This window comes from Pediococcus acidilactici DSM 20284 (assembly GCF_000146325.1).
Classification (GTDB): Bacteria; Bacillota; Bacilli; order Lactobacillales; family Lactobacillaceae; genus Pediococcus; species Pediococcus acidilactici.
In genome coordinates this window covers 1,745,908-1,771,660 of the sequence record NZ_GL397067.1, presented here as the reverse complement: position 1 = coordinate 1,771,660, position 25,753 = coordinate 1,745,908, and the positions used below count along the sequence as shown (strand labels likewise).

Annotated in this window: 18 protein-coding genes and 1 CRISPR repeat array (1 of these 19 cut by a window edge); of the genes, 16 read left to right on the top strand and 2 right to left on the bottom strand. The window is 43.5% G+C overall.

Features of this window, described 5'->3' with window-relative positions:
• The first annotated feature begins 54 nt into the window (after positions 1 to 54).
• The 5 genes from helD (at position 55) to HMPREF0623_RS08410 (ending at position 7,964) form a co-directional block, all read left to right on the top strand.
• The gene (gene helD, locus HMPREF0623_RS08430; RefSeq protein WP_004166711.1) at positions 55 to 2,352 is read left to right on the top strand and encodes an RNA polymerase recycling motor HelD; all 2,298 of its coding nucleotides are present in this window, start codon (positions 55 to 57) and stop codon (positions 2,350 to 2,352) included.
• Positions 2,353 to 2,489: 137 nt separating this feature from the next.
• Entirely contained in the window at positions 2,490 to 4,166 is a 1,677-nt protein-coding gene (alsS, locus tag HMPREF0623_RS08425; protein WP_002829993.1) for an acetolactate synthase AlsS, read from the top strand.
• A gap of 28 nt (positions 4,167 to 4,194) precedes the next feature.
• Positions 4,195 to 4,899: an acetolactate decarboxylase gene (gene budA / locus HMPREF0623_RS08420; RefSeq protein WP_002829992.1), complete on the top strand. Its 705-nt coding sequence runs from the start codon at positions 4,195 to 4,197 to the stop codon at positions 4,897 to 4,899.
• Between the two features lie 32 nt (positions 4,900 to 4,931).
• Entirely contained in the window at positions 4,932 to 5,852 is a 921-nt protein-coding gene (gene coaA, locus HMPREF0623_RS08415) for a type I pantothenate kinase (protein WP_370647627.1), read from the top strand.
• Between the two features lie 726 nt (positions 5,853 to 6,578).
• On the top strand, positions 6,579 to 7,964 hold the full coding sequence (locus HMPREF0623_RS08410) for a cation:dicarboxylate symporter family transporter (protein WP_002829990.1): 1,386 nt from the start codon (positions 6,579 to 6,581) through the stop codon (positions 7,962 to 7,964).
• A gap of 150 nt (positions 7,965 to 8,114) precedes the next feature.
• Here the strand turns inward: HMPREF0623_RS08410 and HMPREF0623_RS08405 are convergent, their stop codons facing one another.
• Positions 8,115 to 8,792 (bottom strand): Crp/Fnr family transcriptional regulator, encoded by a 678-nt coding sequence (locus tag HMPREF0623_RS08405; protein WP_036671451.1) that lies wholly within the window; start codon positions 8,790 to 8,792, stop codon positions 8,115 to 8,117.
• A gap of 122 nt (positions 8,793 to 8,914) precedes the next feature.
• Between HMPREF0623_RS08405 and HMPREF0623_RS08400 the strand changes: the two genes are divergently transcribed.
• The 7 genes from HMPREF0623_RS08400 (at position 8,915) to HMPREF0623_RS08370 (ending at position 18,326) form a co-directional block, all read left to right on the top strand.
• Positions 8,915 to 9,145, top strand: coding sequence for a heavy-metal-associated domain-containing protein (locus HMPREF0623_RS08400; protein ID WP_002829987.1), 231 nt, complete (start codon positions 8,915 to 8,917; stop codon positions 9,143 to 9,145).
• Entirely contained in the window at positions 9,145 to 9,690 is a 546-nt protein-coding gene (locus HMPREF0623_RS08395; protein WP_002829985.1) for a ferritin-like domain-containing protein, read from the top strand. Before HMPREF0623_RS08400 ends, HMPREF0623_RS08395 begins: the two co-directional genes overlap by 1 nt.
• Positions 9,677 to 11,599 (top strand): heavy metal translocating P-type ATPase, encoded by a 1,923-nt coding sequence (locus HMPREF0623_RS08390; RefSeq protein WP_004166709.1) that lies wholly within the window; start codon positions 9,677 to 9,679, stop codon positions 11,597 to 11,599. The genes HMPREF0623_RS08395 and HMPREF0623_RS08390 overlap by 14 nt, the downstream gene beginning before the upstream one ends.
• A gap of 72 nt (positions 11,600 to 11,671) precedes the next feature.
• The gene (guaA, locus tag HMPREF0623_RS08385) at positions 11,672 to 13,225 is read left to right on the top strand and encodes a glutamine-hydrolyzing GMP synthase (protein ID WP_002829982.1); all 1,554 of its coding nucleotides are present in this window, start codon (positions 11,672 to 11,674) and stop codon (positions 13,223 to 13,225) included.
• 293 nt (positions 13,226 to 13,518) lie between these two features.
• Positions 13,519 to 14,163 (top strand): SDR family oxidoreductase, encoded by a 645-nt coding sequence (locus HMPREF0623_RS08380; protein WP_004166705.1) that lies wholly within the window; start codon positions 13,519 to 13,521, stop codon positions 14,161 to 14,163.
• Between the two features lie 192 nt (positions 14,164 to 14,355).
• Positions 14,356 to 15,765, top strand: a complete 1,410-nt coding sequence (locus tag HMPREF0623_RS08375; protein ID WP_004166704.1) for an MFS transporter — start codon at positions 14,356 to 14,358, stop codon at positions 15,763 to 15,765.
• A gap of 26 nt (positions 15,766 to 15,791) precedes the next feature.
• Positions 15,792 to 18,326: a M1 family metallopeptidase gene (locus HMPREF0623_RS08370; RefSeq protein WP_004166703.1), complete on the top strand. Its 2,535-nt coding sequence runs from the start codon at positions 15,792 to 15,794 to the stop codon at positions 18,324 to 18,326.
• A 226-nt stretch (positions 18,327 to 18,552) separates the two neighbouring features.
• On the opposite strand, the gene HMPREF0623_RS08365 is transcribed toward HMPREF0623_RS08370, so the two are convergent.
• Positions 18,553 to 19,134 carry a hypothetical protein gene (locus tag HMPREF0623_RS08365; protein WP_036671447.1) on the bottom strand — a complete coding sequence of 194 codons (582 nt, stop codon included), beginning with the start codon at positions 19,132 to 19,134 and terminating at the stop codon, positions 18,553 to 18,555.
• 184 nt (positions 19,135 to 19,318) lie between these two features.
• Here HMPREF0623_RS08365 and cas9 point away from each other — a divergent pair, with 184 nt between their 5' ends.
• From cas9 to csn2, 4 genes are all read left to right on the top strand, one after another.
• On the top strand, positions 19,319 to 23,413 hold the full coding sequence (cas9, locus tag HMPREF0623_RS08360) for a type II CRISPR RNA-guided endonuclease Cas9 (protein ID WP_004166700.1): 4,095 nt from the start codon (positions 19,319 to 19,321) through the stop codon (positions 23,411 to 23,413).
• A 215-nt stretch (positions 23,414 to 23,628) separates the two neighbouring features.
• Positions 23,629 to 24,534 carry a type II CRISPR-associated endonuclease Cas1 gene (gene cas1, locus HMPREF0623_RS08355; protein WP_004166699.1) on the top strand — a complete coding sequence of 302 codons (906 nt, stop codon included), beginning with the start codon at positions 23,629 to 23,631 and terminating at the stop codon, positions 24,532 to 24,534.
• Positions 24,512 to 24,817, top strand: a complete 306-nt coding sequence (gene cas2, locus HMPREF0623_RS08350) for a CRISPR-associated endonuclease Cas2 (protein ID WP_004166698.1) — start codon at positions 24,512 to 24,514, stop codon at positions 24,815 to 24,817. The genes cas1 and cas2 overlap by 23 nt, the downstream gene beginning before the upstream one ends.
• Positions 24,814 to 25,485 carry a type II-A CRISPR-associated protein Csn2 gene (gene csn2 / locus HMPREF0623_RS08345; RefSeq protein ID WP_004166697.1) on the top strand — a complete coding sequence of 224 codons (672 nt, stop codon included), beginning with the start codon at positions 24,814 to 24,816 and terminating at the stop codon, positions 25,483 to 25,485. Before cas2 ends, csn2 begins: the two co-directional genes overlap by 4 nt.
• A 28-nt stretch (positions 25,486 to 25,513) precedes the next feature.
• Positions 25,514 to 25,753: direct repeats of the CRISPR family, unit length 36 nt; unit sequence GTTTCAGAAGGATGTTAAATCAATAAGGTTAAGATC (it continues 522 nt past the right edge of the window).

The following is a 25,753-nucleotide window of genomic DNA, read 5'->3' as shown; positions in this document are numbered from 1 at the left end:
AACGCATAAAAAGGAGTAAAATTTATGTCTAACAAAACCGAGAGGTGAAACATATTGGCAGACGAAATTTTTAAATATGAAGAAAAACATTTAGCAGAGGTCTTAGATAAGGTAGACATTGCTATGGATAAGGCCCAAAAAGATGCTAAGAATGCCGAAAATGATCGCGGAGCAATCCAAGATAATTTTTATAACGATGTCCGAATCAATACTTCCAGTTATTCAGGAATGATGGACACGGCAATTTCAATTCGCCAACAACAGCAGTTGCTCGAAGAGCGCGAGAATAGTTGGCAACACGCAACCAAACGAATTAAAACACTTAAACAAATGCAAAAACGGCCTTACTTCGCCCGGATTGACTTCCACGAAGAGGGCGAGAAAAATGACGAGACCATCTACATCGGACTGGGCTCTTTTTCGGATACTCCGGACCACTTTTTGATTTACGATTGGCGTGCGCCAATTTCAAGTGTTTACTACGATGGCAAAATGGGCCACGTGGAGTACGCAACCCCAGATGGGCAACAATCCGTGGATTTAAAGTTGAAGCGCCAGTTTACGATTGAAGACGGTAAGTTGATTTCGGTTTACGATACTGACGAAACGATTGGCGATCAAATGTTATTGAACGCTTTAGGTTCACAGTCGGACGTAAAGATGAAGAGCATCGTTTCCACCATTCAACGCGAACAAAACCAAATTATCCGGAATACGTCCGCGGACCTTTTATTTGTGCAAGGGGCGGCTGGTTCAGGAAAAACGGCGGCAATTTTACAACGAGTTGCGTTCTTGTTATACCGTTATCGGGGAAAATTGACGGCAGGACAAGTGATTATGTTCTCGCCAAACCAGTTGTTTAACGACTATGTGGACCAAGTGTTACCTGAATTAGGGGAACAAAACATGGTGCAGATGACCTATTACCAATTTGCCCGGCGGCGGATTCCTAACTTAGATGTGGAAAACTTACAACAACGGTTTGATAAGCAGCTTACTGACGCAGAACGAAAAATCGACCAATTTAAAGGTAGTTTGCAATTCTTTAAAGCCCTAACCCGTTATGCACAGCACCTTGGGAAGGGCGGCATGCGGTTTAGAAATATCATGTTCAAGGAAAAACCGTTCGCTAGCAGGGAAAAGATTAAGGAAATCTACTATTCGTTTAACGACACTTATAGCTTAAGTAACCGGATCGACGGAACTCGAGAGACCTTAATTCGCATGCTTAACCAAAAGGTTGGGAGCGAACTACGGACGAAATGGGTAGAAGAAGCGGTGCAAAACTTAAGCCAAGAAGAAATTCACGAGTTGTTTAAGAATAAACCTCGCGAATTCAAGGACAATGACGAAGAATTTAAGTTTTTAGCTCGGCAAATTGTGGTTAAAGAGTTAAAACCGGTTCGGAACGCAATTATGCGGAACCGCTTCTTGAGTATTAACGCGCAGTACGTCCACATGCTTCGGACTTTGCCAAAGTGGTATAAGTTAGAAAAAATCGGGGTTACCGAAGCACAGTGGCAGGCCCATGTGGAAAAACTAGTGGAAAATCTTAAAAATCGGCAATTAACGATGGTGGATACGTCAGCGTACCTGTACCTCTATGATTTAATTACTGGTAAACGGGGCGACCGTTCGATGCGCTACGTGTTTATCGATGAAATCCAAGATTACAATGCCTTTCAACTAGCTTATCTGCGGTATAACTTCCCGAAGGCTAAGTTTACTTTGCTAGGGGATTTGAACCAATCAATTTACGCAAACGAAACCAGTAAAACCCTTTTGGCAGAACTTTCGACCATGTTTGATCCAGAAAAGACTAAGGTAGTTCAGTTGGCGAAGTCGTACCGTTCGACGCAACCAATTACGGACTTCACGAAGGAGATTTTGGAAGAGGGCGAAGCAATCGAAGCGTTCAACCGCCAAGGCGAATTACCCCGGGTTGCCGTTACCCAAGATCAAGCTACCATGCTTAAGACGGTCCAAGCCCAGTTAGAACGGGACCGCCAAGACCACGAAACTACCGCAATTATTGGTCGTAGTTTAGCAGAATGTGAGCAAATCACGGAGCAGTTACAGGCCGCTGGAGAAAAGGTAACTTTAATTCGCACGGAAAATCAACGACTTGTGGAAGGAACTTTAGTAGTGCCATCCTTCCTAGCTAAGGGACTGGAATTTGATTCAGTGATTGTTTGGGATGCCAACGTGGAAAATTATCAAAGTCACCGCGACGAACAGTTGTTATACACCATTTGTTCACGGGCAATGCATCGTTTATTAGTAGTAGCCAAGGGACAACTTAGTCCGTTAATTGCTAAAATCCCCGAGTCGTTATACCAAACAATTAATTAAGTTATGCACAGCAAACGATGGATAATGGGAATCAAGTTGCAAGGAGTGCAAAAAGTAATATTTACCCGATCCATGGTAGTTAAATTCTGATATAGTAGTTATGTAAACACTTTCAAGATCCCCTAAGGAGGAAAAAGATGATTCAAAGCAGTTACACGGGAGCGGATTCGATTCTGGACAGTCTCATTAACCATGATGTGGAATATATTTTTGGGATTCCAGGTGCCAAAATTGACTTGTTATTCGAACAGTTAGAGCATTCTAATCGGGCCCGGAAGCCCCGGTTAATTATTACCCGGCACGAACAAAATGCGGCCTTTATGGCGGCAGCGGTTGGCCGGATTACCGGAAAACCGGGGGTGGTTTTAACCACCTCCGGCCCCGGAGTGGGAAATTTAGCTACCGGATTAGTTACCGCGACGGCGGAAGGGGATCCGGTATTAGCTATCGGTGGGCAAGTTCCCCGTAACGACCTTTTGAGACTAACGCACCAAAGCATGCGCAACGCGGATTTGTTTGAACCAATTACCAAGTACAGTGTGGAAGTGCAGGAACCAGAAAACATTTCAGAAGTTTTGGCAAATGCCTACCGGGCTGCGGAATCTTCTAAACAAGGGGCAAGTTTTGTGAGTTTTCCACAAGACGTGGTGAACGCACCAGTTAGCACCCGGCCAATTCAACCCTTGAAGAAGCCCATTTTAGGGCCAGCAAGCCCTGATGAAATTAAGAAACTGGCGGAAGCCATTAAAAACGCCCAACTTCCCGTACTATTGCTAGGGATGCGGGCGTCATCGCCAGAAGTTACCCAAGCGGTACGGCAGTTAGTTAAGGAATCTGATTTGCCAGTTGTGGAAACTTTCCAAGGCGCGGGAATTATTTCCCATGATTTAGAAGACCATTTCTACGGGCGGGTCGGACTTTTCCGCAACCAACCTGGGGATAAGTTGTTGAAACACAGTGATTTGGTTATTACGGTCGGATACGATGCCATCGAATACGAACCGCGGAACTGGAATGCGGAAGGGGATGGCAAGATTCTCGTAATCGACGATTCACCATCCGAAATCGACCACAACTTTGAACCCGAAAAAGAACTAGTGGGCGACATTGCCCAAACCATTAACCTCTTAACACCGCACCTCGCGGGTTACCAAATTAGTAACGACGGAGAGCAGTACTTAGAGCAGTTACGCGAACAACAAAATCAACAGGACTTACCGCCCGAAGCGGAATCGGATACCCAACGAATTCATCCGTTATCACTAATTTCAGCGCTGCAGTACCGGGTCGACGATGAAATGACCGTTTCAGTTGACGTGGGAAGCTTTTATATTTGGATGGCACGGCACTTTAGAAGTTACCAACCACGGCACCTCTTATTTAGTAACGGAATGCAAACCCTTGGAGTTGCCTTGCCATGGGCAATTTCAGCGGCGTTGTTACGTCCGGGTCACAAATCAGTTTCCGTTTCTGGAGACGGGGGCTTCCTGTTCTCCGCGCAAGAATTGGAAACGGCCGTTCGGGAAAATCTAGATATTGTGCACATTATCTGGAACGATGGGCATTATGACATGGTTAAGTTCCAAGAAGAATTGAAATATGGCAAAGCTGCGGGAGTAAACTTTGGTCCGGTTGACTTTGTTAAACTGGCTGAAAGTTATGGTGCCAAGGGCTTGCGAGTTGATGGACCAGCAGATCTAGGAAAGAAACTGGACGAAGCGTTTCAAACGAAGGGACCGGTAGTGGTCGACATTCCGGTTGATTATCGAGATAACGTTAAGTTGGGCCAATCCTTGCTACCAGATCAACTATAAAATATTTGTAAAAAAGGGGGGATTGCAGATGGCAAAATTATTTCAACACGGCACGTTAGCAATGTTAGTAGACGGTCTTTTCGGCGGAACTTTGACTGCCGAAGCATTATTAGAACACGGTGATTTTGGGATTGGGACTGCGGAAGGTCTTGATGGCGAAGTCATTATTTTAGATGGGGTTGCTTACCAAGCCCTAGCTGACGGGAGTGTTCGCATTTTAGAACCCGAAGCCATGTTACCCTTTGCCGACGTTAACCAAGCGGATTTTGAGGGACACGTGGTTTTACCAGAAATCGAAATGGCCGAAGTAGATGCGACATTAGCTAAAGAATTGTCATACCAAAATACATTTGTGGCAATTAAAATTAGCGGACTCTTCTCCCGGGTGCAAACCCGGGTGGTTAAAGGCCAACAGCGCCCTTACCCAACGTTGAGCGAGACCGCTGCGAAGCAACAAATCTTTGATGCACAAAACATTAAGGGAACCGTTGTGGGATACTATAGTCCGAAACTATTCCACGGAGCGAGCGTGGCCGGAATGCATTTGCATTTCATCGACGACCAACACCAATTCGGCGGTCATTTATTAGATTTTAGGGCTGATCAAGTGAAACTTTCCTGGCAGATACTGGACGGGATTGACTTGAGTTTACCGATTAAGGACTCCGAATTTATGAAACATCAAGCTAGTGACGTGCGAGATATTCAACAGTCCATCGCTGAATCGGAATAGTTAAGGAATTAATCGAAGACGAGGATTTAGTAATCATGCAGGCACAAGGATATTTCACGTTTGACCGCACCGCGTGGCAAAATTTATCAAATCGGGCAGAATTACCGCTGACTCAGCAGCAATTAGCCGACATTAAGGCGCTTAACGACCGGATTTCCTTAGAGGACGTCCAGGACGTTTACGTTCCACTGGTACGGTTACTGCAGAAGAAGTACGCTGATTTTGAAAAATGGAACCGCGATAAACTGGACTTTTTACAGATTCCAGTTAAAAAAACGCCGTTTATTGTAGGAATTTCGGGAAGCGTAGCGGTAGGTAAAAGCACCACTGCGCGCCTATTGCAAGTGTTGTTAAGCAACTGGTTTAGCGATTTAAAGACCCAGTTGATTACTACGGATGGCTTTTTATACCCTAATGCTGAATTAAAGCGGCGTCATTTAATGAGTCGGAAGGGATTTCCTGAAAGTTACAACATGAAGGAATTAATCCACTTTTTAAACGCGGTGAAAACGGGCCAAAAACAGATCAAGGTGCCGAAGTATTCACACCAAGTTTATGACGTCATCAAGGATGAATATGACGTAATTGATCAGCCAGATATTTTAATTGTGGAAGGCATTAACGTACTCCAATTACCGGCTAACGAAACGATTTACGTTAGCGACTTTTTCGATTGGTCGATTTACGTGGATGCGGAAGCGGACTTGATTGAAAAATGGTTCCTGGAACGGTTCGGCGTGTTATTGGATACGGCATTCCACGATCCGAGCAATTATTACTACCAGTACGCCCAGATGCCACGGGAAGAAGCCTTTGCCTACGCTAAAAAAATTTGGCGCGATATCGATTTGAAAAATTTAAAAGAATACATTTTGCCAACCCGTTTTAGAGCCGATATGATTCTACACAAAACGGAGGGGCACGTGATGGACAACATCTTAGTGCGCGTGTAGGCGCCGTTCTACGTAAGAAACGAAGGAAAAATTCGTTTTAAAAAATTAGGAGGCTAACTTGTTGCGATTGGCTTTAATAGAGCTCAAACGTGTGCTAAAAAGTTAGTTTTGCTTAACCCCAATTGATCAGTGTGCCTGAATTTGGCATACTGGTCGATTTTTAGTTAAGGCGCATAAATTGAGTTGTCTAAAAGTCCGGAAGAACAAGAGGATGGCTTGGACTAGGAAAGGCTGATTAGCTTAGTTGCTAATGCCTTAATACGACCAATGGATAAAGGCTTATGTTAGCAAATGGGAAAGCTAATCAAGTACGGATAGTAAATAAGGCAGTACTAAATGCTTTTCTTTTTGGAATGATGGTGATACACTTACTAAAAATACCACGAGGAGTTAACTATTATGAAGATGTGTTGTTGTTTGATATCAGTCTAATGAATAAGTGATCAAATTATGGATTCCCTTATTTGTTAGCGAACCAGCTTATTTGGATCTTAAGGGCAATTCATATTGATCATCAACACACCTTCTATATAATTTTTTTGACGTGCAAAAGGGGTTGGGGTCTATTTGAATAGATCCCAACTCTTTTTAGTTAGGAAGAAAAATTATGGTGAATGAAAGATTAGTTAAACTACTAGGTAAACATCGTGGTGGTCAATCTTGTTAATGATGGTTAGTGATAAAAATGCATGTAATACCATAATTAATAAGAGGGAATGAAGATTTATGAATGATTTGATGATTTGGGCAACCGTGGGGATTGCTGGCGTGATCCTGCTTGTTTTAGCTTTATTACAACGAAAGAACGTAAGCTTCAATAAGTTAGTTTTGATTGGCTTGGTTTTAGGATTAAGTTTTGGAGCAATCACCCAAGCAATTTTTGGATCAACAAGTAAAGTTGTTGCTACAGCAGTTGATTGGATTGGAATTGTGGGGAATGGCTACATTTCGTTATTACAAATGCTGGTAATTCCACTAATCGTAATATCGTTAATCAGCGCGTTCACCAAGCTAGGAGACACTAAGAATCTGGGGAAGATCGCGAGAAACGTGCTAACGGTGTTATTAACAACTACGGCAATTGCGGCATTTATTGGGGTAATTACCGTGATCGCTTTTAACTTGCAAGGAGCGTCGTTTGTAAAGGGGACCGCCTCTAAAGACAATCTGGCCTTTTTACAACAACACCAACACGCATTATCAGAATTAACGGTTCCGCAAAAAATTGTAAGTTTCTTACCACAAAACATTTTTGAAGACCTTGCCGGAACGCGGGCAACCAGCACGATTGCGGTAGTGATTTTTTCACTAATTGTTGGGTTAGCGTATATATGGTTAAAAGAACACTATCCCAACGACGCACTTGCCTTCGAACGGGGCACCGATATTCTAGATAAATTAATATCCAGAATGGTTCGTCTCGTCATCAATTTAACTCCGTACGGAATCTTTTCTTTGATGGCAAAGACAATTGCGGTGAATAGTATTAAAACCATCGTAAGTTTAGCGTACTTTATTGTGGCGGTCTACGTGGCATTGTTGTTGGTGTTGGTAGTCCATACCGTTATTTTATTATTAACGCATACCAACCCGATTGAGTACTACAAAAAAGTGTGGCCAACTCTGATCTTTGCGTTTACTTCGCGTAACAGCGCGGGAACGTTGCCAATGAACGTCGAAGTACAAACTAAGCAACTGGGGATTAATAAGGCCATCGCAGATTTTTCTGCTAGTTTAGGGCTCAGTATTGGACAAAACGGATGTGCAGGAATTTACCCAGCCATGATTGCGTCGATCACGGCTCCGGTAGTGGGAATCAACATCGTATCGGTTAAATTTATTTTAACGTTGATTATTATCGTCACCATTTCATCCTTTGGGGTGGCTGGCTCAGGTGGCGGCGCGACCTTTGCCGCCCTAATTGTCTTAGGAACGTTGAATTTACCGGTTGGCATCATGGGAATTGTTTTGGCAATTGATCCGATTATCGATATGGGTCGGACGTTAGTGAACGTTAACGATAGTATCCTAGCCGGATTGGTGACTGCCAAACGAAGTGACATGTTCAATGAAGATGTTTTTAACGGGAAAGAAAAAATTGAACAAGCTTAATTGAGTGAGATGAATTAGTTTTTGGTGTTTTAAATTAAAGGACCGTTTCAGGAATTTTAGATTCTGAAATGGTCCTTTTTTATTTTAATTAAAAACGTCATCTTTTAAGCGCTAGTTTGATGAATTGGTGATTGGATAACTAAAAATAACTTATTCAATTAGCGTTAAGCCGGCGGCATCAAGAATTTGTAACTGGTGTCCAGGAAGCTTTTTAACCAAATGGTGGCTTTCCCAACGTTTTAGATAACGGCTAATGGTTTCCGGCGTGGTTCCTAACAAGGTGGCTAAGTCCTTATTTTTGAGCGGCAGGGTGAAAGGATTGGCTTGCAAACTAGCAGAAGTTTCGACGAGGTAATCGGCAAGTCGTTCAGCAACCGATTCTGTATTAGTCTTGGTGGCTTGAGCTTCGAGCGACAATATCCGGTTGCCCAGGGTGTTCATCACGTTCACGGCAATTTGAGGATTGCGGGTTAGAAGCTGTTGAAAATCCGCCCGCGCAATCGTGCACACGGTGGTCGGGGTTAAAGTTGTCGCCGTGGAATGGTGCTCAAGTTGGTTGAAAAGGGCTGCTTCCCCGTTGATGTCACCGCTTTGGAGCAGGTAAAGCAGATGTTCCTTACCGTTTTCTGCGAGTCGAACCACCTTAACTTGTCCCTTGGCAACGATGGTCAAGGCGTCAACAGCGTCCCCGGCTTGATAAAGAATTTGTTGGGCCGGGACGTGACGATGGCGAACGATTGCCTCAATTTGCTGGCTTTGAGCGGGGGTTAAGTTTTTAAAAATCGGTACTAAGGGCACGCAATGGTGCGCATTAACGAGGGTGGCCATTATGTTTCTCCTTTGTTTCATTAGTGAAGTGCAAATTTTTTTGTCAAAACTTGACCAAGGTCAATTTCAAAAAGGTCGGGTACTTCTATGCTTAATATATCAAAGCAAGGAGGAAATATAAAATGACTAAGGTTATTCTGCAATTAGATACGTTAACTTGCCCAAGTTGCATGACGAAAATTCAAGGCGCCCTCACTAAATTGGCGGGGGTCCAAAACGTTAAAGTACTTTTTAACGCTAGCAAAGTTAAGGCGCTCGTTGATGATCGGTTAGATAGTGCGGATTTAAAACGGACCGTTGAAGAACTAGGATATCAGGTAAAAAGCGTGAAAACCAAGGAGGTTATTGAGTAATGGCAAAATCAATTGAGGAACGTTATTTAGCAGAGCAAAAGCAAGCTGAAATCGACCACCACCAACCAACCGCGGGGGCGATGGCGGACCATGTTTTGGCAAATTTACGCGTGTTGACCAATAAATTGGTGCAAGCTGCTTGGTACGTTAAGGGGCCAAGCTACTTTGCCGACCGGGAATATTTGCTACAGTTACAGGCAACGTTAAACCATGATATCGTGCAATTAGGCGACCAGCTTCGTGCGGTAGGGGAAAAGCCCGCTTCCGTCACCGCAGAATTTAGCGAATACAGTATGCTTACTGAAGATCCGCGGATTAAGTATTACTCGACGGAAGCTATATTGGCGGGGTTAGTAGCAGATTGCCAAACTAGTTTGATGTTTATTCAACGCGCCGTTGCGCTGGCTAACCAAGAAAGTAAGTTTCCCTTAGCGAACTACTTAATTGAGCTTAACGGACAATTTGACCGGGCTTCACAAAAATTACAGGCTCGTTTGGGAAAAGAACCGCGCGAAGGTTTGGAAGAGGACGATGAAGATGATTAAAATGCAACGCTGGTTCACAAGGTTTGCTAACCCTCTGCTCGGGGTGGCTGCGCTATTAACCGCCGTGGGATGGCTGCTGCATCATAGTGGAAGTTTCCCAGAAGCAGCTGGGATGGCGTATGGCATAGCAACGTTGGTAGCGGGGATGCCGATCCTGTTGAAAGCAATCGGCGCGTTACGTGCCCGGATGGCCAGCATTGAATTGTTAGTAAGCATTGCCGTGCTAGGAGCTTTAATCATTGGGGAACTAGAAGAAGCGGCGATGGTCACTTTTTTATTTGGTCTAGGTAATTACTTAGAGCGCCGTACTTTAAAGCAGACTCACCGGGCGTTAGCTAACCTAACGGAAATGCAGCCGACACAAGCACTCTTAGTGAGCGAAGGACAAACCCGCACGGTAGCAATTGACGATGTTGAGGTAGGCGACCAGTTATTAGTGCGGATTGGTGACCAAGTTCCAGTTGACGGGCGGGTGGTTACCGGGACGGCTGCCGTCGACGAAGCGGCCATTACTGGTGAAGCGCGGGTGGTTAATAAAACGCCCACGGATCAAGTATACACAGGTACAATTGTGGAAAACGGACAAATGGTGGTTGAAGCCCAAAAAGTTGGGGAAGAAACCACGTTTGGCAAAATAATTGAGCTCGTGGAGGAAGCTCAAGACAATCAGGCGCCGGTAAGCCGTTTTATTGATCAGTTTGCCCGGTACTACACGCCACTGGTTTTAGTGTTAGCGCTCTTAACACAGTTAGTTACGCAAGACTTCCGGTTGGCGATTACAATTTTGGTGCTGGCGTGTCCGGGAGCGTTAGTAATTGGGACACCGGTATCCAACGTCGCGGGAATTGGCCGGGGAGCGCAAAGCGGCATCTTGATTAAGGGCGGTCAGGTCATTGATCAACTGGCCAAGGTGCGTACCATCCTCATGGATAAAACCGGGACGATTACCACTGGTAAACCGACCGTCCAGAGCTTCTATCAGTATTCACAACAAGATTGGCTAGCAGTGGCGGCCCAATTAGAAAAGCAAACTAACCACCCTTTGGCAGTGGCCGTTGTGGAATTTTATGAACAACGAACGGGTCAGCCTGTGCAAAACCATGATATCGCAATCACCACCGTTAAAGGAATCGGGGTTACCGCCACTTGGCATGGTCACCAAGTGAAATTGGGAAGCCCGCGGATTTTAGAACCAAGTGCCCAAAAACTTTCTAATAAACAGACTGCTGATTTACAAAAACTGCGGGAAAATGGGCAATCGGTAATTTTAATGATCGTAGACGGTGCTTTAGTGTTGACAATGGGCTTATCCGACCAAGTCCGACCCGGCGTAGCTAGCGCACTTAAACAACTTCGCCAAACCGGAGTGACGAACCAGTGGATGGTGACCGGTGATCAACTAAAGGTTGCCCAGTCCGTTGCGCATACCGTGGGAATCACCCAGGTTAAAGCAGGTCAGTTGCCTAACGAAAAGGCCCAGTTTTTGAAGGAACTCCAAGCAAGCGGTCAACCAGTGCTATTCGTTGGCGATGGAATTAACGATAGTCCCGCAATCGCCCAAGCAGCGGTTGGAATCGCGATGGGGAGCGGCACCGACGTCGCGATTGAAACTTCGGACGTGGTGCTGATTAATCCTGATTTTAAGAACGTCGTTTTTGCGCGGCAAATTGCTCAAGCAACGCTGCGTAACATGATGGAAAACGTGGGAATTGCGGTTGGTACGGTGGCGCTGCTGATGTTAGGAGTTAGTTTAGGCTGGGTAAATATGGCAAGCGGGATGTTTTTCCACGAAGTTAGTATCCTGGTGGTGATTTTTAACGCCATGCGATTACTGAAACTAAAACGTCCCGCCTGGGAAAATTTTTCCACAAAAACTGGCGGTGAGAGCCCTTCCAGTAAAACTATCTAAGTGATAGGGCTATGGTTTTTCACAATTTTCCTGTATGATAGAGGATAAGAATGAAAAGATGAGGTGAAGGACTTGGCGAACACAGATTTATCAAATTTTGATAAAATCATTGTTTTGGATTTTGGTAGTCAATACAACCAATTGATTACGCGCAGAATCCGTGAATTTGGGGTTTACTCAGAGCTTCTTTCTCATAAAATCACTGCGGAAGAAATTAAGCAGATTAATCCTAAGGGAATTATTTTCTCCGGGGGACCGAACAGTGTTTATGATGACGATGCTTTTCGAGTTGATCCTGAAATTTATCAATTAGGAATTCCAATTTTGGGGATTTGTTACGGAATGCAATTGATGGCCTACAATTTGGGCGGTCGGGTTGAATCTGCGGATAACCGGGAATACGGCCACGCAGACATTAACGTAACTGATGACCAGGCGGCATTGTTTAAAGGCTTGCCAGCTACTCAAACGGTTTGGATGAGCCACGGTGACTTGGTTCGTGAAGTTCCAGCCGGTTTTAAGACGGTAGCTACTAGCGCAAATTGCCCAATCGCTTCCATGGCGGATGACGACCGGAAATTTTACGGCGTTCAATTCCACGCGGAAGTGCGGAATACGCAATATGGTAACGATATTTTACGGCACTTTGCCTTTGATGTTTGTCAAGCTCAAGCAAATTGGTCAATGAACGACTTCATTGACATGCAAGTGGAAAAGATTCGCGAAGAAGTTGGCGACCGTAAAGTACTCTTAGGACTTTCTGGTGGGGTCGACTCAAGCGTTGTCGGCGTATTGCTGAACAAAGCAATTGGTGATCAACTAGTATGTATCTTTGTGGATCATGGTTTGTTACGTAAAGGTGAAGCAAAGCAAGTTATGGATAGCCTAGAAGGCAAATTCGGCTTGAACATTATCAAGGTTGACGCACAAGACCGCTTCTTGAGCAAGTTAGCCGGAGTTACTGATCCTGAACAAAAACGGAAGATCATCGGTAACGAATTTATCGAAGTCTTCAATGACGAAGCTCAAAAACTTAAGGGGATTGATTTCTTGGCTCAAGGTACCCTTTACACTGACGTAATCGAAAGTGGAACGGATACTGCGCAAACAATCAAATCCCATCATAACGTGGGTGGATTGCCAGAAGACATGCACTTTGAACTAATCGAACCACTTCGGACCTTGTTCAAGGATGAAGCGCGTGACTTAGGTGAAAAGTTGGGAATGCCAGAAGATTTAGTTTGGCGGCAACCTTTCCCTGGCCCTGGTCTAGGAATTCGGGTGCTAGGTGAAATTACCGAAGATAAATTGCAAATCGTTCGCGATAGTGACTTGATTTTACGTGAAGAAATCAAAAACGCTGGCTTAGATCGTGACATTTGGCAATACTTCACCGTCTTACCAGGAATTCGCAGCGTTGGGGTAATGGGTGACGGCCGGACTTACGACTATACAGTCGGAATTCGTGCAGTTAACTCAATTGATGGAATGACCGCCGACTTCGCGCGGATCCCATGGGATGTACTCCAAAAAATTTCGGTGCGAATCGTAAACGAAGTTGACCACGTTAACCGTGTAGTGTACGACATTACGTCCAAGCCGCCGGCAACTGTGGAATGGGAATAAACTGAATATAAACGAAAACCACCTTATCCCGGTTAATCCGGATGATAGGTGGTTTTTTTGTATTTTTTAAAAGGAGATAAGGTGGATTATTGAATTGATACGAATGCGGTACATGTACCACCGAAATAATATTTCTATGCTAGTTCGGTAATAAATTCCTCAATATTTACCGTGCAAAAATATTACAAAGGAAATTAATAGATAAGTGATAACTCTTGAACGCTTACAAAAAGTCAGTTAGTATAGGGCTAAGGGCCAAAAAGTTTATTTACATTAGCTAGGAGGAACGGAGAATGGCAAAGATATTTATTGCGGGCGGCTCTGGACGGGTTGCTACCGCCTTAATTAAGAATTTAGTTGCGGATGGTAACGAAGTGGTTGCTGGAGCGCGGCATCCTGAAAACGTTGTTGAGATGGATCACGTGAACGCGGTAAAGCTTGATTTGCATGACGGGGTAGACGCGATCGCCGACTTAATGAAGGGGAGCGACGCCGTTTACTTCACTGCTGGTTCGCGAGGCGCCGACTTGTTGCAAACTGATGCGATGGGCGCGGTTAAAACTATGCAAGCGGCCGAAAAATTAGGCATTAAGCGTTACGTCATGCTGAGTTCGCTATACACATTGGAATCGGAACGTAAGTGGCACGAAGGCGGTTTGGCAGACCTCTTGGATTACACAACCGCTAAGTTCTTTGCGGACAACTACCTCGTTCATGACACCGATTTGGATTACACCATTGTTCAGCCAACTAGTTTGACTGAAGAAGCGGGAACCGGCCAAATTTACATCGGAAAAGAGCTCCCACAAAAGACTAACCCAATTCCAGACGTGGCAAGGGTTCTAGCAGACGTTTTGAAACAGCCGAATACTGTTAAAAAAGTATTTATGATGAGCAGCGGTAGTCAAGCAATCGACCAAGCGTTGGCTAACGTATAAATTTTAACCAACTAGAATGTCCCCCAGTACGCCAAGAATTCATTAACATGATTCTTGGCGTTTTATATTTTATGAGTAAAATATTTTGTTTGTGAAAACGAACTGGATTTTTCATTACGGATTTGACATTTTCCTGAATTATTTTCATTATGGTAGAAGCACGTTTGATGAAAATAAGAGAGGAAGAAAAATATGGAAGCACAAAATACGCGGCACACCAACCCGATGATTGTGGTGGCGGTAGTGGCGTTGATGTCCTTTATGGGAATTTTGACGGAAACCTCAATGAACGTAACTTTCCCAGCTTTAATGAAGGAGTTTCACGTCCCCCTCAACACGGTTCAGTGGGTGACCGCCGGATACTTATTGATGGCTGCCTTAGTAATGTTAACGTCGGCTTACATGAAACGTCGGTTTACCAACCGGCAGTTGTTTACCGCCGCGGCAATCTTATTTAGCAGCGGTGACTTGATTTGTGGGCTAGCGACTAACTTTTGGGTTTTGTTAGCCGGGCGGTTAATTCAGGCAGGATGTGTGGGACTATGCACGCCCCTGATGGTCAACATTATTCTAGACGTAGTGCCCCAGCATAAATTGGGGACTTACATTGGAATGGCAAACTTGATTATTTTGATTGCACCGGCACTCGGGCCCACGTTTGGCGGGGCGGTAGTTGCTTTTAATAGTTGGCGAATGATTTTTTGGTCAACTTTACCCGTTGCGTTAGTGCTGATGTTGCTTGGCATGAAAGTCATCAAGCAGTACGCGCCTACTGACCAGCACTACGCATTTGACTGGACCCGGTTTCTTTTGTTGGGGATAGCGTTAGTTAGTTTAATTGTTGGATTGAACGCCCTCGGAGAAATGCAATTGGGTACTTTTGTAGGGTTGCTGATCGTCAGCATTGGCTTAACTATACTATTTGTTAAACGCTCGCACACTGCAACGAAAGCTTTATTTTCACTACAAGTTTTTAAGCAACCAGCCTTTTTATACAGTTTTCTACCATATATAATGTTGCAATTTGCAAACGTAGGGATTAACTTCCTGTTACCTAATTACGTGCAGGATGTTTTTCAAGCGACTTCGCTAGTTGGTGGGCTAATCTTACTGCCGGGGAGTTTATTTAACGGATTTGGACAACCATTGTACGGCTGGCTGTTGGATCGGTTTGGCGGAAAAGTGCCCTTGTATATCGGAGACATTTTGTTTACGTTGGCGTTGGTTGGCTTAATGTGCTGGGGACCTCAATTAGGAGTGGTTGGAATCACGATTGCTTACTTAATTTTCGCGATTGGCCGCTCGATGGCGTTTGGAAATTCGGTCGCATACGGGCTAAAACATATTGACAAAGAATTTCAAAACGATGCTAACGCGTTGTATAATACGGGACAACAGGTTACCGGAGCAATCGGAACGACTGTCTTAGCGCTATTGATGGGATCGGTTAAACGCCCAGGCTACACCCACGCGCAAAACGTAAGTGCGGGGAGTCAGTTAGCATTTATTTTGCTAGTAATTTTCGGTTGCGTAATCTTTGTGTTTTTCCACCATTTGGTTAATTTAAAGAATTTGCCAGAAGATAAGGGCGTTGATTTATAAGCGCTGGGCAAAATAGGAGGAGCAGCATGGCGAATATTGAACGATTTTACACTAAATTTCACCCAACTAATTACCAAATTAAATTAGCAATTAGTCGGGAAACAAAGGAAATTAAGGGAACGACCACTATTACCGGGGAGGCGTTAAGTTCCCAAATTGACATCCATCAAAAGGATCTACAAATCGAAGAACTACGGGTAGATGGTACGGCAGGCGATTTTACCATTGATCAAGCCGCGGAAGCAATTCACGTTAAATTACCGCACACCGGAACGGTAACTTTGGAAATCAAATACACCACCAAGTTAACCGACACGATGATGGGGATTTATCCGTCATATTACGAAGTGAATGGGGAAACCAAGCATTTAGTGGGCACCCAGTTTGAGACCACCTTTGCGCGGCAAGCCTTTCCGTGCGTGGACGAGCCGGAAGCCAAGGCCACCTTTGATTTAGCCATTAAGTTCGACGAACATCCTGGCGAAGTGGTATTGAGCAACATGCCAGAAACTAAGGTCGAGGATGGCTATCATTATTTTGAACGTACGGTAAAAATGTCTACGTACTTAATCGCGTTTGCCTTTGGTGATTTGCAAAGTAAGCAAACTAAAACTAAGAGCGGCGTCCAAGTGGGCGTTTTCGCCACCAAGGCTCATCAGCCGCAAGAGTTAGATTTTGCTTTGGATATTGCCAAACGAGCGATTGAATTTTACGAAGACTTCTACCAAACTCCGTATCCATTACCGCATTCATGGCAACTAGCCTTGCCAGACTTTTCAGCCGGAGCAATGGAAAACTGGGGCTTGGTAACTTACCGGGAAGCTTACCTTTTGCTCGATCCAAAGAACACCACTCTACGTACTAAACAGGTGGTGGCTACGGTAATTGCTCACGAATTAGCGCACCAGTGGTTTGGTGACTTAGTAACCATGCAATGGTGGGACGACCTTTGGTTAAACGAAAGTTTTGCCAACATGATGGAATACGTGGCCGTTGACGCTTTGGAACCCGATTGGCAAATTTGGGAATTGTTCCAAAATTCTGAAGCAGGCGCAGCTTTACAACGGGATGCTACGGACGGAGTGCAATCCGTGCACGTCCAAGTTAACGATCCAGCCGAAATTGACGCCCTCTTTGACGGAGCCATCGTTTATGCAAAGGGAGCCCGGATGCTGGTAATGGTCCGCGCTTTGATTGGCGACGACGCTCTCCGTCAAGGCTTGCAAAAATACTTTGCAAGCCACCAGTACGGAAATGCTATCGGAAACGATTTGTGGCAAGCCCTCGGGGAAGCTGCGAACATGCCAATTGGTGACATCATGCATACGTGGCTAGATCAACCGGGATACCCAGTGGTGACCGTCCAAGTTGAAAATGGTGACCTGGTACTTGAACAACAACAATTCTTCATTGGTGAAGGACAAGCTCAACAACGCCAATGGCAGATTCCGTTGAACGGGAACTACGCAGAGGTTCCGGCCTTACTACAGACGAAGACCTTGAATTTAGGAAATTACCAAGACTTACGGGATCGAAACCAACAACCGTTCCGTTTGAACGTGGGCAACAGTTCGCATTTCATCGTGCGCTACGACCAACGGTTATTAGATGATATTTTAGCTGATTGGGAGCAATTGACCGCGATCGACCAGCTTCAACTATTGCAAGACCTGCGTTTGTTGGCGGAAGGCAAGCAAATTTCCTACGCGGAGATTGTGCCCTTATTACCACGATTTGCGAAAACCGATTCTGCGCTCGTAACGGAAATGTTATACCGGGTGGCAAATGATTTAAAGAAGTTCGTTGCTCCGCAAAGCTCAGCAGAAAAGCAACTTAAGAAGTTCTTTGGTGAATTAAGTCAAGCACCGGCCCAACGGTTAGGCTGGCAAGCGGCGGCTAGTGAAACCAACGACGACCAGTTGATGCGTCCGATGGTATTGAAGGCGGCTTTGTACGCTGAAAATCCAGCAGTTACCGCACAAGCCCATCAGCTATTTGAAGAAAACGAAGCACAGCTGCCAAAACTACCGGCCGCAATTCGTTCCTTAGTAATTCGGAATGAAGTCGAACATTTCGGTAGCCCTGAGCTTTTTGCCCGGTTGCTTAAAGAATATCAACGGACAAGCGATGCGAGCTACAAGAGTGACCTTTGCCAGGCGCTTACGGCCACACCATCCTTACCATTGATTCAACAACTAGTTCAACAGTTTGAAAATGCGCAAGTAATTAAGCCGCAAGACTTGCGAGCGTGGTTCCGTGGCGTATTGGCTAACCCTCAAGGGCAAGGCTCGGCATGGAACTGGATTCGTGACGAATGGCAATGGCTCGAAGACACGGTGGGCGGTGACATGGAATTTGCCACCTACATTACGGTGATTGCGGGGATTTTCCAAACCTCGACGCGCCTAGCCGAATTCAAAGCATTCTTTGAACCAAAACTAGCAACTCCAGGATTAACTCGGGAAATTACGATGGATATTAAGGTAATTGAAACCCGGGTCGCACTAATTGAAATAGAAAGGGATGCTGTACAAGCTGCGGTAGCCCAAGCAATTAAGTAACGTGATAAATAAAGCGAGAGACTGCGAAAAAACGGAAAGCTCCTTTTGGCGGGTTGATTCTACTAGGGTCGACACACCAAAAGCTAGTTTGTCCCGCTTAACCTAAAAGCGACCATTATTATGCCAAATTTAGACATAATAATGGTCGCTTTTAGGTTAGTGCTTGCAAACTCCCCAACTTTTGGCCAATGCGCTCGTTTTTAATTTGCCTAAAGTGCGGTGTTAGTTATTTGTTAACGATTTGGTGGTTGGAAAGGTCCCCGTCCGCGCTTTGCACGTCACCATTTGCGTAAACGTAGTAAGAACCGTGTTTAGGGGAGGTAATGTGGAAATAAATTGGTGAAGACTTGCCAATGGAACTAAAGGCCACTTTCCAATTTTGATTACCATATTTTTCAGTTAGAAGGGCAACTGCTGCTTGTTCGTTTTGAATTTTCTCGTCAGCAAGGGGCCGGTTGCCATTCTTCTTTTCTGCCTTCGTTAAGTCGCTGCGGGACATTTGATTATCTGCAGAACTACTTGAGTCGGTAGCCGAACTTGTTGAAGAAGAAGCGGAATTAGAATTAGAGCTAGAGTTAGAGTTAGTCGAGTCTTTTGAAGAGTTTGCGCTAGCTGATGAGCTAGTTGCTTTATCAGCTGAACTTGATTTAGCGTCCTTGCTAGCAGACGACTTACTTGATGACTTGGCCACCTTTTCGGTCTTGCTAGAATTAGAAGATGTATCAGAGTTAGAAGTAGAATGGTTGCCACAACTTGCCAAGGTTAATGGTAAGACTGCTAAGATAGCGATTGACGCAATTTTTTTCATGGTAAAATCCTCCCCCCGGATTGATGAATTTAGTGCTAATAATTTAGTTAATTCTAGCATACTCAAGCAAAACTGCAAGGTACGCAAAAGTTTAATTTAATAACGTTGAAACCGCTTAAAATGCGTTGAGTAATCGGGGGAAAAACGATATAGTGAGATTAATAACGTTGAGGAGGAATTTTACATGGGTGACAGAAAGTATAACCTTGGTCTCGATATCGGGACGTCATCAATTGGCTTTGCGGCAGTTGACGAAAATAACCAACCCATTCGAGTTAAAGGAAAGACGGCAATTGGGGTACGCCTCTTTGAAGAGGGCAAAACGGCGGCGGATCGGCGTGGTTTTCGGACTACGCGGCGGAGGTTATCCCGGCGCCGGTGGCGGATCAATTTATTAAATGAAATTTTTGATGCGCACCTTGCCGAGGTGGACCCCACCTTTTTGGCCCGGTTAAAAGAATCGAACCGGTCAAATTTGGATCCAAAGAAGTCTTTTCAAGGCTCACTTTTATTCCCAGAACGGAAAGATTATCAATTCTATGAGGAATATCCCACGATTTACCATTTGCGAAAAGCATTGATGGAGAAAGATCGGAAGTTTGATTTTCGGGAAATTTATTTAGCAGTCCATCACATTATTAAATACCGTGGAAACTTCTTAAACGGAACGCCGATGCGGTCGTTTAAAGTAGAAAACATCGAACTGGATACTTTGTTTGACCAGTTAAACCAACTTTACGCGGAAATTGTTCCTGATAATGAGCTGGCCTTTGATTTAGCACAAGTGGCGGATGTTAAGGATGTTCTTAGCAGCACAACCATCTATAAAATGGATAAGAAAAAGCAACTAGTGAAGATGATGCTGCTTCCCGCAAGCAACAAGGCGTTACAGAGCGAAAACAAGAAGATCGTTACGCAGTTTGTTAACGCGATTTTGAACTATAAGTTCAAGCTTGACGTGCTCCTCCAAGTTGAAACGGACGCGGACTGGTCCTTGAAGTTAAACGACGAGGGGGCGGATGATAAATTAGAAGAATTCACGGGTGATTTAGATGAAAATCGTTTGGAAATTATTGATCTTTTGCAAAGACTACATAACTGGTTTTCACTAAATGAAATTACGAAGGATGGTAATTCGTTGTCCGCGGCGATGGTTGAAAAATATGAAAACCACCATCACCATTTAGGATTATTGAAAAAGGTGATTGAGAATCATCCGGATGCTAAGAAAGCAAAAGCACTGAAGGAAACGTACACGGCCTACGTCGGTAAAACGGACGATAAGACCCAGAACCAAGATGATTTCTATAAGGCTGTGGAAAAGAACTTAGATGATTCGCCGGATGCAAAAGAAATTAAACGTTTAATTCAGCTAGACCAGTTCATGCCTAAGCAACGGACTGGGCAAAATGGGGCAATCCCTCATCAACTGCATCAACAGGAGCTCGACCAAATTATTGAAAAGCAATCTAAATACTATCCATTTTTGGCGGAGCCGAATCCAAACGTTAAGCGCCGTAAAGATGCTCCTTACAAACTAGACGAATTGATTGCCTTTAAGATCCCGTATTACGTGGGCCCGTTGGTAACGCCGGAAGAACAAGCACAAAACGGAGAAAACGTGTTTGCGTGGATGAAGCGAAAGGCTGCCGGTCCAATTACACCATGGAATTTTGATGAAAAAGTTGACCGGATGGAATCCGCAAACCGATTTATTCGGCGGATGACTACCAAAGATACGTATCTTTTTGGCGAAGATGTCTTACCTGCGGAAAGTATGATTTATCAAAAATTTGTGGTGCTTAATGAACTGAACAATTTGAAAATTAATGGGCGGCATTTGTCACTTAAGGATAAGCAAGACGTTTATAATGACTTGTTTAAGCAACAAAAAACGGTTTCCATTAAAGCGCTCCAAAATTACTACGTTACCAAGAAGAAAGCCGCAACCGCGCCTACCGTGGGCGGATTAGCCGATCCAAAGAAATTTTTATCAAGTCTATCAACTTATATTGATTTCAAAAATATGTTTGGGGAGCGGGTAAATGATCCGCAATTTCAAGAGGACTTAGAACAAATCGTGGAATGGTCGACAATTTTTGAGGATCGGGGAATCTTCAAGGCAAAATTACAAGCCCTGGGTTGGCTATCTGAAAAGCAGATTCAACAACTGGTGGCTAAACGTTACAAAGGATGGGGTCGGCTTTCCAAGAAGCTCTTAACTGGGCTAAAGAACGCGGAAGGATACTCAATTTTAGACGAAATGTGGCGTTCGACCGGAAACTTCATGCAAATTCAAAGTCGTCCAGAATTTGCGGCACTGATTCAACAGGCCAACGAAAAGCAATTTGAGGGCAACGACCCGGATAATGTTTGGGAGAATATTGAAAACATTTTGGGGGATGCGTACACTTCACCACAAAATAAGAAGGCAATCCGTCAAGTGGTGAAGGTTGTCCAAGATATTGAAAAAGCAGTGGGTAACCCACCTGAAAAAATTGCGATTGAGTTTACCCGTGAAGCCGCGGCGAACCCCCAACGGACGCAAAGCCGTTTGCGGACCTTGGAAAAACTTTATGAAAGCGCCGAAGAAGTTGTAGACGCGGGGTTAACTGCTGAACTAGCTGAATTCAAGGAAAATAAGCACGTTTTATCGGATAAGTACTACCTGTACTTTACCCAATTAGGCCGGGATGTTTATACTGGCGACACTATTAGTCTAGATAAGTTGAACGATTACGATGTTGACCACATTTTGCCACAATCCTTTATTAAGGATGATAGTTTGGACAACCGGGTATTGACGATTCGGGCGGTTAACAACGGAAAAAGTGATAATGTACCGGCTAAAATGTTTGGCAAAAAAATGGGCTCATTTTGGCGGTACTTGCTGGATAACGGAATGATTTCCAAACGAAAATATAATAACTTAATTACCGATCCGGATAATATCAGTAAATACGCCCAAAAGGGATTTATTAACCGGCAACTCGTGGAGACCAGTCAAGTCATCAAACTGACAGCTAACATTTTAAATGGAATTTACGATAAGGACACCGAAATTATCGAAGTTCCAGCGAAAATGAATTCTCAAATGCGGAAAATGTTTGATTTGGTTAAGGTGCGGGAAGTTAACGACTACCACCATGCCTTTGACGCTTATTTAACCATCTTTATTGGAAACTATTTGTATAAATGTTATCCAAAATTACAGCCATACTTTGTTTATGATAATTTTAAAAAGTTTGGTAACAAGGAAGACATAGGACATAAACGTTTTAACTTTTTAGGAAAAATTGAGCGAGAAAAGAAAGTGGTTGCTCCCGAAACTGGTGAAATCTTGTGGTCAAACGTGGCGCCGAATGAGACCATCAAGCAGATTAAGAAGGTTTATGATTATAAATTTATGATTGTTTCTCGGGAAATCACCACTCGAAGAGCGGAACTATTTAACCAAACTGTTTATCCAAAGAATTATCATGGGAAACTAATTCCGATTAAAGAAGATCGGCCTACGGATTTATATGGTGGTTATAGTGGAAATACGGACGCCTATCTTGCAATCGTTGCCTTAGAAGATAAAAAGAAGGGCAAATATTTCAAGGTGGTCGGAATTCCAACTCGGGTGGCTGCCAAATTAGAGAAGTTAAAGCAACAAGATTCACAGCAGTATTTACAGGCGCTTCATAAAGTTATCGCGCCACAATTTACAAAGAGCACTAAAAAGGGAATCAAGAAAACAGAATTCGAGATTGTTCTAGATAAAGTGCACTACCGGCAATTAGTTCAAGATGGTCCCGTTAAAATGATGCTAGGCAGTTCGACATATAAATATAATGCTAAGCAACTAGTTTTGTCAGAAAAAGCTCTACAAGTAATTGCGGATGACCGAAAATTTGATGAGACGCAGAAAGACGATAATTTAATCGCAGTTTACGATGAAATCTTATCAATTGTTAATCAATCTTTTGATTTATACGATATCAACGGTTTCCGGAAGAAATTAAATGATAATCGGGATCAATTTATTGATTTGCCAGCTGAAACCAAGTATGAAGGACGAAAAGTAGTTGCCCACGGTAAGCGTGAAATGATTTTAGAGATTTTGAAGGGATTGCATGCTAATGCGGCTTTTGGAAATTTGAAACCAATTGGTTTTTCAACAGCATTTGGACAATTACAAGTACCAAATGGAATTATTTTATCTAAAAACGCAATCTTAATCCACCAATCGCCATCAGGATTATTCGAACGTAAAATTAAATTAAGCGATCTTTAATGAGAGCATCAAAAAAGAGGAGCCGTCCCATTAAGGGTCGGTTCCTCTTTCACTATGTATTGCCCAGATAGCTGGGACAAGTGGATAAACTCCGCACAAAGTGCATTGTTTGATTTCAAATCAGGATGTTAAATCAATAAGGTTAAAAGTTGGGAGCTACCCAACACCATTAATATAAACCAGTACACTGGTAAAATCAAGGAGGTTTTAAAAATATGGGATGGAGATCAGTAATCATCACCCAGCACGCTAAATTATCGTATTCGGCACATGCGATGATTGTGCTGACCAATGACGGAATTAATCAAATTCCGGTTGATGACATTAGTTTGTTGCTAATTTCGACGACGCAAGCGGTAATTACGACGGCGTTAATTAGTGAGCTATCAAAGAAAAACGTCAAAATTGTATTTACCGATGAAGCGCGTGAACCGATTAGCGAAATTTACGGCTATTATCCCGCTAACCGGACCGCCCAGCTGCTGCGAGAGCAAGTTAATTGGGACTTACAGTTACAACAAATATTGTGGACGAAATTAGTGGCTAATAAAATCATCAATCAAATTAACGTTTTGAATTTACTAGATCATTCGACTGATGAACTTGTATTGGAATTGGAAAAATTGGAATTGAATGATTTAACCAATCGGGAAGCGGTGGTAGCGCACAAATATTTTCCGTTATTGTTTGAAAACGGTTTTACAAGGAGGGATGGTTCGGTAATTAACGCGGCGTTGAACTATGGTTACTCAATTTTGTTGTCGGCCGTAAACCAAGAAATCGTGGCGAATGGCTACGTTACATATTTAGGGATTCATCATGATAGCGAGGAAAACCAGTTTAACTTGGCTTCAGACTTGATGGAACCCTTTCGGCCGGTTGTGGATTGCTGGGTGGCAAATCAAAAATTTAATCAACTTACGCCTGACATTAAGTACGGGCTGGTGGAACTCTTGAGTTTGGAACTTAAGTATAACGGCAAGAAGACGATTTTACGTAACGCGATTACTGATCACGTACGGAATTGTTTGAAGTATTTAGCGGGGAAAGCTAATAGTTTTACGATTGAAATGGAGTTAAGCGATGAGGTACCGAATAATGCGATTAATGATAATGTTTGATTTACCAGTTGAGACGGCGGTACAAAGAAAACAGTACCGACAATTTAGAAAAGCGCTAATTAACGAAGGCTTTTTGATGATTCAATATTCTGTTTATGTTCGCGTATGCGTGAATAAAAAATCGCCGACGTTCATGGAAAACCGCATTAAAACTTATTTACCCGAAAATGGTACAATTCAGGCCCTTACGTTAACTGAGAAGCAGTATAACGACATGCATTTTTTGGTTGGTGAACGGGTAAAAGACGTGCGCAACACCTCTGATCGGACGGTGATCCTATGAAACTAACGTATCGAACTCATGAACCGGTGGAAATTAAACCTCACGCAATTACGGTTTTGGGAACCAATAATTCTACGGTTTATACCGATTTAGTAAATGGTATGCAGGAACGTAACGAATTGATTTTAGCTTTTGATGAAAACTACAAAGAACTCGAAATTAGTAAAGTTTTCGATTGGATTGGTGACGTAGGAACCCAAGATTTAGTTATTCAAAAGTATTTAACTAAGATTGAACGGGTTTTTGCCGAAGGATTGGTGGATGAGCAGCGTAACCAAATTCACGATCAGGTCAACCAACTATTTAATACGATTGCTGAACAATTATTTATGCTAGATTTACCGATTAGCGTCAATTATGATTTTGATTTGAAAAAGTTATTGAAGTATTGTGGAGTGCACTTTGATCCGCTAAGTGTGGGTAACCCGTATGGTATAATTGAAGCGGTTTTGAAGATTCACGAGGAGTGCGCGATTAATTCGTGTGTCGTGTTAACTAATGTTGCACATTATTTGACAGCGACCCAAATTGAAGAGCTTACCCAGCTAGTAAGTCAAACGAATCAAGCACTCTTACTAATCGAATTCACAGAAATAGGTAATCAGGAGGCCTATGGAAATAGCGAATTCTACTACATTGACAATGACTTTGTTGATTGGCATCAGTAATTGATGAAATTTTAGTTAGAAAATAACGGTTTCAGAAGGATGTTAAATCAATAAGGTTAAGATCTTAATAAATATGGTATGTCCCCTGTCGCTTGTTTCAGAAGGATGTTAAATCAATAAGGTTAAGATCTTAATTAAGAAAGTTACTGTTGAAGAAATTGTTTCAGAAGGATGTTAAATCAATAAGGTTAAGATCCCAGCGACGCTGATGTCTTGGCATGGGAATGTTTCAGAAGGATGTTAAATCAATAAGGTTAAGATCGGACTA